Source organism: Pseudomonas sp. URIL14HWK12:I6, from assembly GCF_000514195.1.
GTDB lineage: Bacteria > Pseudomonadota > Gammaproteobacteria > Pseudomonadales > Pseudomonadaceae > Aquipseudomonas > Aquipseudomonas putida_A.
Genome location: NZ_AZVL01000012.1, coordinates 105,647 through 121,354 on the forward strand (window position 1 = coordinate 105,647; position 15,708 = coordinate 121,354).

Consider the following 15,708-nt stretch of genomic DNA (forward strand, 5'->3'; position numbering starts at 1 on the left):
ATGACCACCAGCCCCGAACACGCCCGCCTGCTGCGGCTGGCAACCCGCGCTTCGGTGGCGGTGGCCTGCACGCTGATCATCGCCAAAGCCATCGCCTGGTGGCTGAGCGGCTCGGTGAGCATGCTCGCCGGCCTCACCGACTCGGCGCTGGATGGCGTCACTTCGCTGCTCAATCTGCTGGCGGTGCATTACGCGCTGCGTCCGGCCGATGACGATCACCGTTACGGCCACGGCAAGGCCGAATCGCTGGCGGGCATGGCGCAAGCGCTGTTCATCGGCGGCAGTGCGGTGCTGATTGCGTTCCAGGCGTACGAACGCATCAAGCAACCGGAGCCGTTGGGCGCGCCGTGGCTGAGCATCGGCGTGATCGTGTTCTCGCTGCTGCTGACCGCGGCGTTGCTGACGCTGCAACATCGGGTGATCAAGCAGACCGGCTCCAACGCCGTGCGCGCCGACTCGCTGCATTACCGCTCGGACATGCTGCTCAACGGCAGCATTCTGATCGCGCTGATTCTCGCCGGCATGGGCTTTCATCAGTTGGACGCATGGTTCGGTCTGGGGATTGCCGGGTACATTTTGTGGAGCGCGATCCAGATCGCCCGGGAAAGTTTTTCGGTGCTGATGGATGAAGAGCTGCCGGCGGACGTCAGTCAGCACATGCTCGAACTGGCCTGCGCGGTACCTGGCGTGTTGGGCGCGCATGACTTGCGCACACGGATCTCGGGCAACCACTGGTTTGTGCAGTTGCATCTGGAGTTGCCAGGGGAGCTGACCTTGTCAGTGGCTCACGGCATCAGCGATCAGGCGGCGGATGCGATTCACGCCGCCTACCCGCGAGCCGAAGTGCTGGTGCACGCCGACCCGCAGGAAGTGGTCAAGACCGAACGGGCGCAAACCCGGATTCAGTAAGACACCTGATAACCGCGACTGCTCAGGCAATTGCCCTGCGCCTGACGGTAAGCCTCCACCACCTCAGGCGCCGGTTGATAGGTCGCGGTACGCGGGTCGAAACCGCTCTGCTGCACGGCGTATTGGTAGCACTGATAACCGTCCTGCTGCACCTGTTCCGGCGACTGCCCGTTGGCCGGATAGGCCTCGACGTCATAGCCCTGGGATTGCGGCTGCGGTTGCGGCGGTTGCTGCACCGGGGGTTCGACTACGACGTAATCCTGAGTGGCTTCCTGATACGCATAGTAGGAACCGGCAGCGAGGAACAGCAGCGCACCGCCGATCCACACTTCACGGGCATAGTCCGGCAGATACTGGGTGCGAATCCCTCGTGGCGGCTGCACGACGATGTAGCGCGGGCCTTGCGGGCGATACCAGTAGCCGCCGGAATAGAAGTAATCCTGACCGCGATACGGCACTCGGTATTCGCGATCCGGGAAGCGGTCGATCACATGCCCCGGGCGGTATTGCGGGCCTGGCCCCCAACCGTTGCCATGTCCGTCCGGGCGACCCGGCCAGCGATTGTCATTGGGCCGGTTGCCGGTTTGCCATTGCTGGTTGTGGTAACCATTCTGCGGCCGCTCGTCGCGGTAGTAACCCTGGCGCGGTTCCTGAGTCTGGCGCACGGTGTCGGGCCGTGGCTGGATCGGCAGGTTGTTCGACGGGGGCGCCTGATGCACCGGAGCGGGTTGATTGGGCGCGCGGTTCTGGTTCTGCCACTGGCCATTGTTGTGCTGCTGGCCGTTGTGCTCGAACTGACGGCTGTTGTCGCCCCGAATGATTTCATTGTTCTGCGGCCGCGGCTGATTTTGCGGCGGCGGATTGTTCTGCCCGTGGGGCTGATGATCGCCCCCATGGCCCTGGTTATTTCCCTGATGCTCAGGGCCGCGTCCACCATTAGGGCTGCGGCTCTCCGGATCGTCGGCGAGCGCTTGCGCACTGACGCTCACACACAGCAAACCAACACCGGCCAGACGCCAGATGCGCGACTTCATGCTTTTCCTCACTGCGGGTATTAAGAGGGCTTGTAGCTAAGACCGGGAATACGCACACCGGGTTCTGCGACAGGTTATCAGTCACGAGACTTATTTATTGAGGAAGGCTGTGCATCGAGGCACAAAAAATCGCAGGCAAGAAAAAGGGAGACCCGTCGGCCTCCCTTTAGAGAACTTCGTCCTGGCTCGACGCTTTTGACGTCGGCTCACCTCACGCCGTCTTCTGGACAGTGTGCAGCTCGGGGGCCGGCCCATCCCCGGTGGGGGTGGCGGCCGCGGCGGGCCTGATTGGGCGGGCCGCAGTGGACTGTGTTACCGAGCAGTGATTCTGGTGATAAGAATAGGCCGCAAGACGCGACAGAGGATTGCGAAGATTGCTCAAATAAACACTGCTTGCGCAATTTTTAACCCTGGATAGATAATCCGCCGCAATAGTTACAACCAAGGACTGATTCATGAGCAAACTCGACCGTTACGACCTGAGTATTTTGGCGGAATTGCAGCGCGACGCCCGCATCTCCAACCAGGAACTGGCCGAGCGCATCGGTCTGTCGCCCTCGCCCTGCTCGCGCCGGGTCAAACAACTGGAGGACGACGGCTACATCTCGCGCCAGGTCGCCCTGCTCGATCGCAAGATGCTCGGCCTGAGCCTGACCGCCTACGTGCTGATCGGCATGGACCGGCACACCCCGGAGCGCTTCGAGAATTTCGAAGCGGCGATCCGCACCTTGCCGCAGGTGCTGGAATGCAGCCTGGTGACCGGCGTGGATGCCGACTATCAGTTGAAAGTGGTGGTGCCGGATATGGATCACTATCAGAAGCTGCTGCTGGGGCATCTGACCCGGATTGAAGGGGTGACCAGCGTGCGTTCGAGTTTTGTGCTGAATCAGGTGCTCAACAGCACCGAACTGCCGCTGACTCATCTGCGCAACTGACATCGCTTTCGCGAGCAAGCCCGCTCCCACAGGGAAATGCATTCCAAATGTGGGAGCGGGCTTGCTCGCGAAGAGGCCGGTACAGGCACCCCATAACTGCGGCACACCGACACAGGTCAATGCGGCCCTGCCACCCTCGGCGTATAGTCGCCCAGCCCTTTCAGCCCTGTGCGCGCCGGAGATGCCCGATGGATCCTGCAGTATTCGAAGAGTGGATGATGACTGGCCTGGTCAGCATCCTGATCATTTTCATGGGTTTCATCGTCTGGGATCTGGCGAAGAAGTCCAAGGCCGGGCGCTTCGGCTCGTTCATTTTGTTCTTCGTGCTGGGCCTGGGCGTGGCCGCGTTCATCATCAAGAGTGTGGTGATCGGCCTGATCGAATCCGGCGCTCTATAACCGCGCCGGCACTTCCTTCCACTGGCCCTGATCGAGCCCTTCGAGCGTCCAGTCGCCAATCCGTACCCGCACCAGCCGCAACGTCGGCAGCCCCACCGCTGCGGTCATCCGCCGTACCTGACGGTTGCGTCCTTCACGAATCACCAGCTCCAGCCAACTGGTCGGCACGCTTTTGCGAAAGCGTACCGGCGGATTGCGTGGCCACAGTTCAGGTTCTTCCAGTTGCCGCGCCTCGGCAGGCAAAGTCTTGCCGTCATTCAACTCGACACCTTCGCGCAGACGCTGCAACTGCTCGCCTGTCGGCACGCCTTCGACCTGCACCCAGTAAGTCTTCGCCAGTTTATGTTTCGGATCAGCGATGCGCGCCTGCAACTGGCCGTCATTAGTCAGCAACAACAAGCCTTCGCTGTCGCGATCAAGGCGTCCGGCCGGATAGATACCGGGCACGTCAATGTAATCCTTGAGCGTCGCCCGCCCGCCTTCGTCGCTGAACTGCGTCAGCACATCGAATGGCTTGTTGAACAGGATCAGCTTCGGCTCGGCCGGCGGCGCCTTGGCGACACGGCGTGGAGCTGAGGGGGAAGGCTTCGCGCCAGGGCGGCGGGAAGGAGGACGCGGGGGACGGGACATAAGAGAACAAACATCTAACGGTCAGGGCTGCTAATGCTAGTAGCCCGACCGTTAAATGACCATCAACAAATCAGCGGAACGGCGGCTCGTCGAAGCTGCGCAGTTTGCGCGAGTGCAGCGAATTGAGTTCGGTGCGCAGCAGATCCACCGCCGCGATGCCGATCTTCAAGTGTTGGCTGACCGCGCGCTCGTAGAACGCGTTGGCCGAACCCGGCAGCTTGATTTCACTGTGCAGCGGCTTGTCCGAAACGCACAGCAACGTGCCGTAAGGCACTCGCAGGCGATAACCCTGGGCGGCGATGGTGCCGCTTTCCATGTCCACCGCCACGGCCCGGGACAGGTTGATCAGCGGACGCTCCTGCGCCCAGCGCAGTTCCCAGTTACGGTCGTCGTAGGTCAGCACGGTGCCGGTGCGCAGGCGCTTTTTCAGCTCTTCGCCTTTTTCTCCAGTGACGTTAGCCGCGGCTTGCTGCAGCGCCAGTTGCACTTCGGCCAGCGCCGGGATCGGAATGTTCGGCGGCACCACGCGGTCGAGAATCCCGTCGCGGCGCATGTAGGCGTGGGCCAGCACATAGTCGCCGATGGTCTGCGACTGCCGCAGCCCGCCGCAGTGACCGATCATCAGCCAGCAATGCGGGCGCAGCACCGCCAGGTGGTCGGTGATGTTCTTGGCGTTGGACGGGCCGACGCCGATGTTGACCAGGGTCACGCCATGGCCGTCGTTGGCGATCAGGTGATAGGCCGGCATCTGGTAGCGGTGCCAGACCACGCCGGCGGCAATCGCCGACGCTTCGCCGTGATCCATGCCTTTCTCGATGATCACGTTGCCCGGCAAAACCATGCGCACGAAACGCGGGTCGTTGCGCAGTTGTTCCAGGCCATGAACGATGAACTGGTCGACGTAGCGGTGATAGTTGGTCAGCAGAATCCACGGCTGCACATGCCGCCAGTCGCTGCCGGTGTAGTGCACCAGGCGACGCAGGGAGAAGTCGACGCGCGCGGCGTCAAACAGCGCCAGTGGCAGCGGATCGGTGTTTTCCCAGTCGTAGAGACCGTCGGCGATGCCATCGGTGGCGGCGGACAGGTCGGTACTCGGGAACACTCGCGCCAGCACCGCAGCGGTGACGCCGGAGCCGGCCAGCTCATCGCCCTGCTCGACCACGTACGGGTATGGAATATTCTGCTGACTGACGCCGACTTCCACGGTCACGGTGAAGTCGTGCATCAACGGCACCAGTTGTTCCAGCAGGTATTTGCGGAACGCCTTGGGATGGGTGACGGTGACGCTGTAGGTGCCCGGCAGTTGCACCTTGGCGTAGGCGCGGGTGGTCTGCGGGACTTCGCCCTGACACAGGTAGGTCAGACGCAGTTCGGGATAACGAAACAGGGCACGCTGTTCGGCGTCAGGCTCGACGCGATCCTTGAGGTAACGCTTGAGCGCCGAGTTGAGCGCAGTGGTGGCCCGCTCATGCAGCTCGGCCAGACGATCCACGGCTTGTTCGGCGGTTTGAACGACAATAAACGCTTCGGTCACGATCAGCTTCCTGTGTTCTGACTTGCAGAGCTTCATCTTGCCTGCATCGTGGTCTCACGGGAACAGTGGCGTTGTGGGTGTACCCAAATCTTCCCATCTATGGAGATACCCTGTGGGAGCGAGCCTGCTCGCGAATGCGGTGGGTCATTCACAAAGATGTCGACTGATACACCGCTTTCGCGAGCAGGCTCGCTCCCACATGGGGGATGCGTGGTGGGTCAGAAACCTTGCGGGGTTGAGCGAGCGACGATAGCTTCGACGTCCAGCCCACGCGGCAATGCACCGTAGACCCGGCCGCCACCACTCAGGCGGCTGGCAATGAACGCGTCGCTGACCGCCGAGTTGCCGGCCTCCAGCAATAGCTTGGCCTGCAAACCGAGCGCGATGTCTTCGGTGAGTTGCCGCGCCCGATACTGAATATCGCTGGTGTCCTTGAACTGCGCCTGCAACTGCTGGATATGCGCGGCCAGGCGCTTGTCGCCGTGCCCATCGCCCAATTCGCTGAACAACACGTCGAGCACACCCGGTTCTTTCGACAGTGCGCGCAACACGTCGAGGCACTGCACATTGCCCGAGCCTTCCCACGTCGAGTTGACCGGCGCTTCGCGATACAGCCGTGGCAGGATGCTCTCCTCGACATACCCGGCACCGCCCATGCACTCGGCGGCTTCGTTGATCATTCCGGGGGCACGTTTGCAGATCCAGTATTTGCCCACCGCCGTCACCAGGCGGGCGAATTGCGCTTCGTGGCGGTCATCCAGATGATCCAGCGCCTTGCCCATGCGCAGGCTCAGCGCAAGTGCGGCCTCGCTTTCCAGCGCCAGATCGGCCAGCACGTTCTGCATCAACGGCTGTTCGCTGAGCAGTTTGCCGCCGACCTTGCGGTGCGCGCAGTGGTGGCTGGCCTGGGTCAGCGCCTGACGCATCAGCGAGCTGGAGCCGACCATGCAATCGAAACGGGTCATCGCCACCATCTCGATGATGGTCGGCACGCCACGCCCCTCTTCGCCGACCATCCACGCCAAAGCGCCACGGAATTCCACTTCACTGGAGGCATTGGACTGGTTGCCGAGTTTGTTTTTCAGGCGCTGGATGTAGAACTGATTGCGCGTGTCGTCGGGGCGATGGCGCGGCAGCAGGAAGCAGGTCAGGCCCTTGTCGGTCTGCGCCAGCGTCAGGAATGCATCGCACATCGGCGCCGAGCAGAACCACTTGTGCCCGACCAGTTCATAGGCCTGCCCCGGGCCACTGGCACCGACCGGATAGGCCTTGGTGGTATTGGCGCGCACGTCGGTGCCGCCCTGTTTCTCGGTCATCGCCATGCCGATGGTCACGCCGGCCTTGTGCGCCATGCCGACGTTGCGCGGGTCGTATTCGGTGGCGAGGATTTTCGGCAACCACTGTTCGGCCAGATCCGGCTGCAAACGCATGGCCGGGACACTGGCGAAAGTCATGGTCAACGGGCAACCGCTGCCGGCCTCGGCCTGGCTGTGCAGATAGCTCATCGAGGCGCGGGCGACATGCGCGCCGTCCTGCGGATGGGTCCAGGGTGATGAGGTCAGGCCATGTTCGATTGCGGTGCGCATCAGCTCGTGATAAGCGGGATGGAATTCCACCAGATCGATGCGATGACCGTAGCGGTCATGACTGACGAACACCGGTTTGTTCTGATTGGCAAGGAACCCGGCCGCCATCAACGGCCCACCGGCCAGAGCACCGTAGGCATCGATCCGCGACTCGGCCCACCCGGCGCCAAAGCGGCGCGACCACTCCTGCAATGGCAGGTCGATGCGGTACAGGTTGGCACCGTCCAGCGATGGCGGCTGGTTGGTGACTTCGTGGGTTTCGGCGAACTGATGCAGGTTCATGACGGGGCTCCTTTGGTCAGCCAAGGGATTCAGTTAAGCACCGGCCCGCGGTTGATCAAAGTGTCATATGCGCCGAACTGTCGGCGCTTTCACCCTATTACGCGCTGAGCACCCGACGCTCCAGCGCCGTCTGCAGGTCTTCGAATTTCACCGGTTTGTTCAGGTAATCGATGCGCGTACCCGGCGCGCAGTGCTCGCGATCCGTGCCCAGCGCCAGCATGAACACCGGCAGATTGGCGCAGCCGGGCAACCCATGAATCTGGCAGCACAACGACGCGCCTTCATGATTGGGCAACTGGCAATCAATCAGCACCGCGTCGAAGGTTTCCCGTTGCAGACACTCCAGCGCCGCCACGCCGTTGTCCGCAGTGCGTACGCGGAATCCCAGTTTGAGCAGCATGCCGCGCATCACCAATTGGTTGACGCTGTTGTCGTCCACCAGCAACACCGTGCAGTCCTGCGGTGCACGGCTGCGCTCGTGCAGCGCTTCCGGAGTTGGCGCCGCTTCGAGCTGCGGTAGCTCGAACTCGACATCCAGTTGAAAACGGCTGCCGCTGCCAGGCTGGGAGCGGTGAGTCAGCTTGCCGCCGAGCAGTTCCACCAGTTGCCGACAGATCGCCAGCCCCACGCCCAGGCCGCCGTATTCGCGGGTCATCGAGCCGTCGAGCTGGAAGAAGCGCTGATACATCGTCGCCTCGCCCAGATCGGTGAAACCTATGCCGGTATCGATGACCGCAAACGACAGCGCCAGGCGGTTGTCCGTCGCCGGTTTGCCAGTGACCCGCAGCGCCAGACCGCCGACCCGGGTGAACTTGATCGCGTTGTCCAGCAGGCACTCCAGGCATTGCGCCAGTTTTGCGCTGTCGCCGTGCAAGCGATCCGGCAGGGTCGGCAGCACCTCGACTTTGAAGTCCAGCGACTTGCTCGCCGCGTTGCCGTCGAACTGCACGCGCAAGGCCTCGACCACCGCGCGCAGACTGAAGCTGCCCGGCGTCGCCTTGAGCTTGCCGGCCTGCAATTCGGTGAGGGTGAGGATGCCGTTGACCATGCGCATCATGTCCCGGGCGGAGCCGGCAGCGGTTTGCTGGTATTGCTCCAGTTCAGGCTCCAGCTCGACGGTCTGCATCAGTTCCAGCGAACCGATCACACCGTTCATCGGCGTGCGCAATTCGTGGGTCAGGGTCGCGAGGAATTCATCCTTGAGCTTGTTGCTGTGGGCCAGTTGCTGGTTGAGCACTTCGAGCTTCTGCCCGGCATCGAACAGGGTTTGCGCCTGTTGTTCGCGCATCGCGTTGATGCGATCAGCCAGCGCCAGCGACAGCAGCGCGACTTCGATCGCCGAACCGATCTGACTGGCGTACATGGTCAGGAACACGTTCGGCAGCAGGCCCAGCACCATCAGCGTATTGACGATGCCGCCGAGCAGGAATGCCGACCAGGCAATGATGAAATAACGCGCCACCCGCAAGCCACGCCACCAGGCGAGAATCCCCGCGGCGAAGATCACCACGGTGAACACCAGCGCCAACAGGGTCGCCAGGCGCAACGACAATGCGTAACTGGTCATCAGCGACAACCCGACCACCAGCGCGCCGAACGCGATCAGGGCGATCAGCAGATAGTCGAGCCAGCGGCTGTGGGTTCTGGTCTGCAGGAAACTGCGGGCGAACTGGCTGCCGAACAACCCGGCGCAACCGATGAAAAACGGTGTGGCGGCGTTGGCCCACCACGGATTGTCCGGCCAGAAATACTCGACCGCCGCGCCGTTTACCGACAGTTGATAAAGGCCGAACGAGGCGATGTAGAAGATGTAATAGAGGTAGCTGGTGTCGCGCACGCTCAGGTAGATGAACAGGTTGTAGACCAGCATCCCCAGCAGCACGCCATAGATGATCCCCAGCACATACAGGCGCACCGGTTGATCTTCGAGGTACGCGGTGCTCGACCATAACGTCACCGGCGCCTGAATCGAACCTTCACTGGCCAAGCGCAGGTACACGGTTTTTTGCTGGTCAGGGGCGAAGGTCAGGTCGAACAGGTAATTGTTCTGGCGGATCTCGCGGCTGGCAAAGGGCAAGGCGTCGCCGGTCTGCCGGATCAGCCGATAGTCGCCATTGGCATCGGCCATATAAAGGTCGAGGTGATCGAGCGGCGGATACGCCAGCTCCAGCAGCCAGGTGCGCTGCGCGGCCGGGTTGTTCGGACGGTAATGCAGGTCGATCTTCAGCCAGAACGCCGAGCGCGAGTAACCGGCATTGAGCGTGGCTTTGTCATGGGGTTTGAAATTGCCCGCCGCCGCTTGAGCGCGGACGTCGGCGATGTTCGCCTGACCGCTCGGGTCTTCGAACACTTGCAAGGAGCGGCCCAGGGGAAGGCTCTGGGTATTTTCGTCGAACTCGACGGCGCTTGCGAGGAGGGGCAAGCAGAACAGCAACATCAGCAAATAGCGCATTGAAGCCCCAGCGTGGCTCGTCCGGTTGTGTCAGGAAGCCCCCCCATTCCCTTTGAGTAGACGTAAAACCGGTATTACCTGTTATTGGTTTGGATCCAGACTAGCATAGCCGTTGATGGCCATTGAGCACCATCGAAATTTTTCCTACAAAGGCTCTAGAACGGGCGTTTCAGAGCAAAGCAGCGGGCTAGAGCTGTTGAGTTGGTCAACTCAGCAAAGCAGCAGACATTGTGAATGCTTTTGTGATGACAAGCTCGATCGGGACTGAACCCCAAATTCAGCTTTGGTGGTAAGCTCGCGCACCATGAATATCTACAGCTCCCGCCCCGTTGTCCTCTGTCTCTCCGGCCACGACCCCAGTGGTGGCGCCGGCTTGCAGGCAGATATCGAAGCCCTGCTTGCGCAGGGTTGCCATGCGGCTCCGGCCGTCACCGCCCTGACCGTGCAAGACACCGTCAACGTCACTGACTTCCGCGTCCTCGACCGTGAGTGGGTACTGGCCCAGGCCAATGCCGTGCTCAACGACTCCGAAGTCGCTGCGGTCAAACTGGGCATGCTCGGCTCGCTGGAAATGGTCGACACCGTGGTCGAACTGCTTTCGGCGCACCCGCACCTGCCGGTAGTCTGCGACCCGGTGCTGCGTGCCGGCGGCGGCGGACGCCTGGGCAAGGACGAAGTCGGTTATGCGATGCGCGAGCGTCTGCTGCCGCTGTCGATCATTGCCACCCCCAACCTGCCCGAAGCGCGGATTCTCGCCGAACTGCCCGAAGGCACCGCGGATGAGTGCGCTGAAAAACTCCTGCCGTTCGTCAAAAACCTGCTGATCACCGGCGGCCATGGCGACGAAACTGAAATCCACAATCGCCTGTACAGCCGTGACGGCCTGCGTGAAACCTTCTATTGCCAGCGTTTACCGGGCAGTTATCACGGTTCCGGCTGCACATTAGCCAGCGCCCTCGCCGGTCGGCTGGCCCAAGGTGAAAACCTCGCCAGCGCGGTGCGTACTGCACTGGATTACACCTGGCGCACCCTGCGCGATGCCGAACAACTGGGCAAAGGCCAGTTCGTGCCGCGTCGCCTGCCGCTGGATTTTTGCTCGTAACGTCGTGAGGTCTGCCTGATGAAACTCCGTGGCCTGTACGCCATCACCGACAGCCAATTGCTGGCGGGCAAGTTTCTGTCGTATGTGGAGGCGGCGCTGGAAGGCGGCGTCACCCTGCTGCAATACCGCGACAAAAGCAGCGACGAGGCCCGCCGTCTGCGCGAGGCCGAAGCGCTGCGCGATCTGTGCGAACGCTACAAGACGCAGTTGATCATCAACGATGACGCCGAGCTGGCCGCGCGCCTCAACGTCGGCGTGCACCTGGGGCAGACCGATGGCCCGCTGTCGCCGACCCGCGCCCTGCTCGGCTCCAAGGCCATCATCGGGTCGACCTGCCACGCGCAGCTTGAATTGGCTGAACAGGCCGCCAAGGAAGGCGCGAGCTATGTCGCCTTCGGTCGCTTCTTCAATTCCAACACCAAACCCGGCGCGCCAAGCTGCAGCCTCGATCTGCTCGACGAGGCCAAACGCAAGCTGCATCTGCCGGTCTGCGCGATTGGCGGCATCACCCTCGACAACGCCGCGCCGCTGGTGGCCCACGGGGTCGACCTGCTGGCGGTGGTCCACGGTTTGTTCGGTGCCGAAAGCACCGCCGAAGTGACCCGCCGCGCCCGCGCCTTCAACGAACTTCTGAAAATCTGATTTGAGAGCCCGAACATGTCTCGTTCCGAAACCCTGTTTGCCAATGCCCAGAAACACATTCCCGGTGGCGTGAACTCGCCGGTTCGCGCGTTCAAGAGCGTGGGCGGCACGCCGCTGTTCTTCAAGCATGCCGAAGGCGCCTACGTCACTGACGAAGACGACAAGCGTTATGTGGATTACGTCGGTTCGTGGGGGCCGATGATCCTCGGCCACAGCCACCCGGACGTGCTCGACGCAGTGCGCAATCAACTGCAACACGGCCTGTCCTACGGCGCGCCGACCGCGATGGAAACCGAGATGGCCGACCTGGTCTGCTCGCTGGTACCGTCGATGGACATGGTGCGCATGGTCAGCTCCGGCACCGAAGCGACCATGAGCGCGATTCGTCTGGCCCGTGGTTACACCGGTCGTGACAGCATCATCAAGTTCGAAGGTTGCTACCACGGTCACTCCGACAGCCTGCTGGTCAAGGCCGGTTCCGGCGCGCTGACCCAGGGCGTGCCAAGCTCCGCCGGTGTACCGGCCGCGTTCGCCAAACACACCCTGACCCTGCCGTTCAACGACATCGACGCCGTGGAGAAGATGCTCGCCGAAGTCGGTCAGGACGTCGCCTGCATCATCGTCGAGCCAGTCGCTGGCAACATGAACTGCGTACCGCCAGCACCGGGTTTTCTCGAAGGCCTGCGTGCGCTGTGCGACAAGCATGGCGTGGTGCTGATTTTCGACGAAGTGATGACCGGTTTCCGCGTCGCCCTCGGCGGTGCCCAGGCGCACTACGGCGTAACCCCGGATCTGACCACCTTCGGCAAGATCATCGGCGGCGGCATGCCGGTCGGCTGCTTCGGCGGCAAGCGTGAAATCATGGAACGCATCGCGCCGCTGGGCCCGGTGTATCAGGCCGGCACCCTGTCGGGTAACCCACTGGCGATGGCCGCCGGTCTGACCACGCTGCGTCTGATCAGCCGTCCGGGTTTCCACGCCGAGCTGACCGACTACACCACCCGCCTGCTCGACGGTCTGCAACAACGCGCTGATGCCGCGGGCATTCCGTTCGTGACCACGCAAGCGGGTGGCATGTTCGGCCTGTACTTCAGCGGCGCCGACGACATCGTCACCTTTGAAGACGTGATGGCCAGCGACGCAGCACTGTTCGGTCGCTTCTTCCACCTGATGCTGGAAGGTGGCGTGTACCTGGCACCGAGTGCATTCGAAGCCGGTTTCACCTCGATCGCCCACGGCGAAACCGAGCTGAAAATCACTCTGGACGCTGCCGAACGTGCCTTCGCTGCACTGAAGTAATCGCCGTACCGCTGACGTTGGCCATGGCCAGCGTCAGCTTTCACCTACACCCAAGCTCTTTTTCCCACGCCTCTGCTAAAAATCCAGCAGAAAGTGGCCGATATATTCCCCGCGCAGCAGAAAAACGAGTAAAGACTTTGTAAGGTTGGCCCTGCTTATTTCATAATGCGCGCTTATTGGATCCCTCGATGGGTCCGCGTGCCCTTCAGAGGTAAGTCGATTCCCATGAACCGCACCGGCCGCACCCTTGCCTTGGGCTGCCTGTTGCTCCTTCAGCCCCTGCTCGCGCATGCACAAGCAGGCGGCAACTCGTTGTTGATCCCGGCGATGGGTCGTTGCACCCTCAACACTCAGCCGCAAGACGTCACGCAGGCACTGGCCGCCTGTCAGAAAGCGGCGGACGAAGGGGATGCGCAAGCGCAATACGAGTTGGGTGAGTTCTACTACGACGGCAAGAATGCGCCACGCGATCTCAATCAAGCCCTGAGCTATTTCGAAAAAGCCTCGCTGCAAGGCCACGCTCAGGCGCAGTTCAAGCTTGGCACCATGTTCTTCCACGGCGAAGGCGTGCAGGCCAACAACATTCAGGCGTACATCGTGCTGAAGATGGCCGCGGTCAACGGCGCCGAAGATGCGCTGGACACCGCCGACGAAGTCTCCGAAAAAATGTCCCGCGAAGACCTCGAAACCGCGACTCAGGTGCTCGGGCAAATTTTCCGTAAATACCTGATGGAACTGCAGAGCGCAGATGGGCGTACGCCGTTTTCGCCACTTCCCTGATTTCTGCTTTGCTCTGACTATCCCCATTCGCGAGCAGGCTCGCTCCCACATTTGATCTCCAGCGCTGCGAAGATCTTTTGTGGGAGCGAGCCTGCTCGCGAAGGGGGCGACGCGGTTCTGAGCCCTACTTCTCAGGCATCGGCATCGGAAACGGCATCACATTGCCGACCGCGCCACGGGCTTCGCTGATTTTCGGGGTGCCCAGACGTTCCACCTCGTCGATGCGCACGATCGAATGCATCGGCACGAAGCTGCGCACCACGCCTTCGAACTGCGCCTTGAGCTTCTCTTCGCTCGGATCGACCACCACTTGCGTGCGCTCGCCAAAGACGAACTCTTCCACTTCCAGAAAACCCCACAGATCACTTTGATAGATCTGCTTGGCGTACATTTCGAACACCTGGCCCTGGTTGAGGAAAATCACCTTATAGATTGGAGCTTCGCGTTTGGTCATGGCGGGGGGATAACATCGGGGATAAAAATGAGGGCGCAAACTATAGCATAGCCACCGGACGCACAGCGGTAGGAACCTGAGGGCTTGTTCCCTATAATGCGCGGTTCTTTGAATCAGGTGACGACCTTACTCCATGGCCAAGAAGCTTTACATCGAAACCCACGGTTGCCAGATGAACGAGTACGACAGCTCGCGCATGGTCGATCTGCTGGGCGAACATCAGGCCCTGGAAGTCACCGCCCGTGCCGAAGACGCCGACGTGATTCTGCTCAACACCTGCTCGATCCGCGAACGTGCTCAGGATCGGGTGTACTCGCAGCTCGGCCGCTGGCGCGAACTGAAACTGGCCAACCCGGACATGGTGATCGCCGTCGGTGGTTGCGTCGCCAGCCAGGAAGGTGCGGCGATCCGTGATCGCGCCCCGTATGTCGACGTGGTCTTCGGCCCGCAGACCCTGCACCGTCTGCCGGAAATGATCGACGCCGCACGCAGCAGCAAGTTGCCGCAAGTCGACGTCTCGTTCCCGGAAATCGAAAAATTCGACCACCTGCCCGAGCCGCGCATCGACGGCCCGAGCGCTTACGTGTCGGTGATGGAAGGCTGCAGCAAATACTGCACGTTCTGCGTGGTGCCCTACACCCGTGGCGAAGAAGTCAGCCGGCCGTTCGATGACGTGATCGCCGAGATCATCCACCTCGCCGAGAACGGCGTGCGTGAAGTCACCTTGCTCGGGCAGAACGTCAACGGCTATCGCGGCCTGACCCACGAAGGGCGTCTGGCCGATCTGGCCGAGCTGATCCGCGTGGTCGCCGCTGTCGACGGCATCGACCGCATCCGCTACACCACTTCGCACCCGCTGGAGTTCTCCGACAGCCTGATCCAGGCCCACGCCGAAGTGCCGGAGCTGGTCAAACACCTGCACTTGCCGGTGCAGTCGGGTTCCGACCGGATCCTCGCGGCGATGAAGCGCAACCACACCGCGCTGGAGTACAAATCCAAGCTGCGTAAACTGCGCGCTGCCGTGCCGGGCATCTGCATCAGTTCGGACTTCATCGTCGGCTTCCCTGGCGAGACCGAGAAAGACTTCGAACAGACCATGAAGCTGATTGCCGACGTCGGTTTCGACTTCTCCTACTCGTTCGTCTATAGCCAGCGCCCGGGCACCCCGGCGGCCGATCTGGCCGACGACACCCCGGAAGAGCTGAAGAAAGAACGCCTGAACGCCTTGCAGCATCGTTTGAATCAGCAAGGGTTCGAGATCAGCCGACAAATGGTCGGTTCGATCCAGCGCATTCTGGTCACCGACTACTCGAAGAAAGACCCGGGCGAGCTGCAAGGGCGTACCGAGAATAATCGTATCGTCAACTTCCGCTGCGATAATCCGACCCTGATCGGCCAGTTCGCCGACGTGCACATCGACGCGGCGCAACCGCACTCGCTGCGCGGCTCGTTGATTCAATAACACCGCATATCCCTGTGGGAGCGAGCCTGCTCGCGAAAGCGGTCTGTCAGACACCTCAATGTTGAATGTGTCGCCGCCTTCGCGAGCAGGCTCGCTCCCACAGGTACAGCGCCAGGGGCATGAATCGGGCGAGTTCATATAAGAGCTTTCGCACCCACGCCACTGGCGTTATCCTTGATTTCATCTTAATTGCCCCAGGGCGGCTAAAT

General features: G+C 61.7%; 14 protein-coding genes. 8 read left to right on the plus strand and 6 right to left on the minus strand.

Annotated elements, in window-relative coordinates:
- On the plus strand, positions 1 to 909 hold the full coding sequence (locus H043_RS0117170) for a cation diffusion facilitator family transporter (RefSeq protein WP_027612877.1): 909 nt from the start codon (positions 1 to 3) through the stop codon (positions 907 to 909).
- Here H043_RS0117170 and H043_RS0117175 read toward each other — a convergent pair.
- Positions 903 to 1,943: a DUF6515 family protein gene (locus H043_RS0117175; protein ID WP_027612878.1), complete on the minus strand. Its 1,041-nt coding sequence runs from the start codon at positions 1,941 to 1,943 to the stop codon at positions 903 to 905. The genes H043_RS0117170 and H043_RS0117175 overlap by 7 nt on opposite strands.
- A gap of 455 nt (positions 1,944 to 2,398) precedes the next feature.
- On the opposite strand from H043_RS0117175, the gene H043_RS0117180 reads away from it, so the two are divergent.
- The gene (locus H043_RS0117180) at positions 2,399 to 2,878 is read left to right on the plus strand and encodes an Lrp/AsnC family transcriptional regulator (RefSeq protein WP_008081091.1); all 480 of its coding nucleotides are present in this window, start codon (positions 2,399 to 2,401) and stop codon (positions 2,876 to 2,878) included.
- Positions 2,879 to 3,066: 188 nt separating this feature from the next.
- On the plus strand, positions 3,067 to 3,276 hold the full coding sequence (locus H043_RS0117185; protein WP_003228500.1) for a DUF2788 domain-containing protein: 210 nt from the start codon (positions 3,067 to 3,069) through the stop codon (positions 3,274 to 3,276).
- Here the strand turns inward: H043_RS0117185 and H043_RS0117190 are convergent.
- From H043_RS0117190 to H043_RS0117205, 4 genes are all read right to left on the minus strand, one after another.
- Positions 3,271 to 3,906, minus strand: coding sequence for a pseudouridine synthase (locus H043_RS0117190; RefSeq protein ID WP_027612879.1), 636 nt, complete (start codon positions 3,904 to 3,906; stop codon positions 3,271 to 3,273). The genes H043_RS0117185 and H043_RS0117190 overlap by 6 nt on opposite strands.
- A 70-nt stretch (positions 3,907 to 3,976) precedes the next feature.
- On the minus strand, positions 3,977 to 5,476 hold the full coding sequence (gene amn / locus H043_RS0117195; RefSeq protein WP_177325638.1) for an AMP nucleosidase: 1,500 nt from the start codon (positions 5,474 to 5,476) through the stop codon (positions 3,977 to 3,979).
- A 182-nt stretch (positions 5,477 to 5,658) separates the two neighbouring features.
- Positions 5,659 to 7,308, minus strand: a complete 1,650-nt coding sequence (locus H043_RS0117200) for an acyl-CoA dehydrogenase family protein (RefSeq protein WP_027612881.1) — start codon at positions 7,306 to 7,308, stop codon at positions 5,659 to 5,661.
- 97 nt (positions 7,309 to 7,405) lie between these two features.
- Positions 7,406 to 9,760: a hybrid sensor histidine kinase/response regulator gene (locus H043_RS0117205; protein ID WP_027612882.1), complete on the minus strand. Its 2,355-nt coding sequence runs from the start codon at positions 9,758 to 9,760 to the stop codon at positions 7,406 to 7,408.
- A gap of 304 nt (positions 9,761 to 10,064) precedes the next feature.
- On the opposite strand from H043_RS0117205, the gene H043_RS0117210 reads away from it, so the two are divergent.
- The 4 genes from H043_RS0117210 to H043_RS0117225 all read left to right on the plus strand — a co-directional run bounded on the left by H043_RS0117210 (position 10,065) and on the right by H043_RS0117225 (position 13,583).
- Positions 10,065 to 10,862, plus strand: a complete 798-nt coding sequence (locus H043_RS0117210; RefSeq protein ID WP_007960553.1) for a hydroxymethylpyrimidine/phosphomethylpyrimidine kinase — start codon at positions 10,065 to 10,067, stop codon at positions 10,860 to 10,862.
- 18 nt (positions 10,863 to 10,880) lie between these two features.
- Positions 10,881 to 11,504 (plus strand): thiamine phosphate synthase, encoded by a 624-nt coding sequence (gene thiE / locus H043_RS0117215; protein WP_007960555.1) that lies wholly within the window; start codon positions 10,881 to 10,883, stop codon positions 11,502 to 11,504.
- A gap of 15 nt (positions 11,505 to 11,519) precedes the next feature.
- Positions 11,520 to 12,803, plus strand: coding sequence for a glutamate-1-semialdehyde 2,1-aminomutase (hemL, locus tag H043_RS0117220; protein WP_003228515.1), 1,284 nt, complete (start codon positions 11,520 to 11,522; stop codon positions 12,801 to 12,803).
- Positions 12,804 to 13,028: 225 nt separating this feature from the next.
- Entirely contained in the window at positions 13,029 to 13,583 is a 555-nt protein-coding gene (locus tag H043_RS0117225; RefSeq protein WP_003228518.1) for a tetratricopeptide repeat protein, read from the plus strand.
- A gap of 124 nt (positions 13,584 to 13,707) precedes the next feature.
- Here the strand turns inward: H043_RS0117225 and H043_RS0117230 are convergent, their stop codons facing one another.
- Complete coding sequence (locus H043_RS0117230; RefSeq protein WP_003185742.1) at positions 13,708 to 14,037, minus strand: DUF1820 family protein; 330 nt, start codon at positions 14,035 to 14,037, stop codon at positions 13,708 to 13,710.
- Between the two features lie 133 nt (positions 14,038 to 14,170).
- Between H043_RS0117230 and miaB the strand changes: the two genes are divergently transcribed.
- Positions 14,171 to 15,499, plus strand: a complete 1,329-nt coding sequence (miaB, locus tag H043_RS0117235; RefSeq protein ID WP_027612883.1) for a tRNA (N6-isopentenyl adenosine(37)-C2)-methylthiotransferase MiaB — start codon at positions 14,171 to 14,173, stop codon at positions 15,497 to 15,499.
- Positions 15,500 to 15,708: the final 209 nt, after the last annotated feature.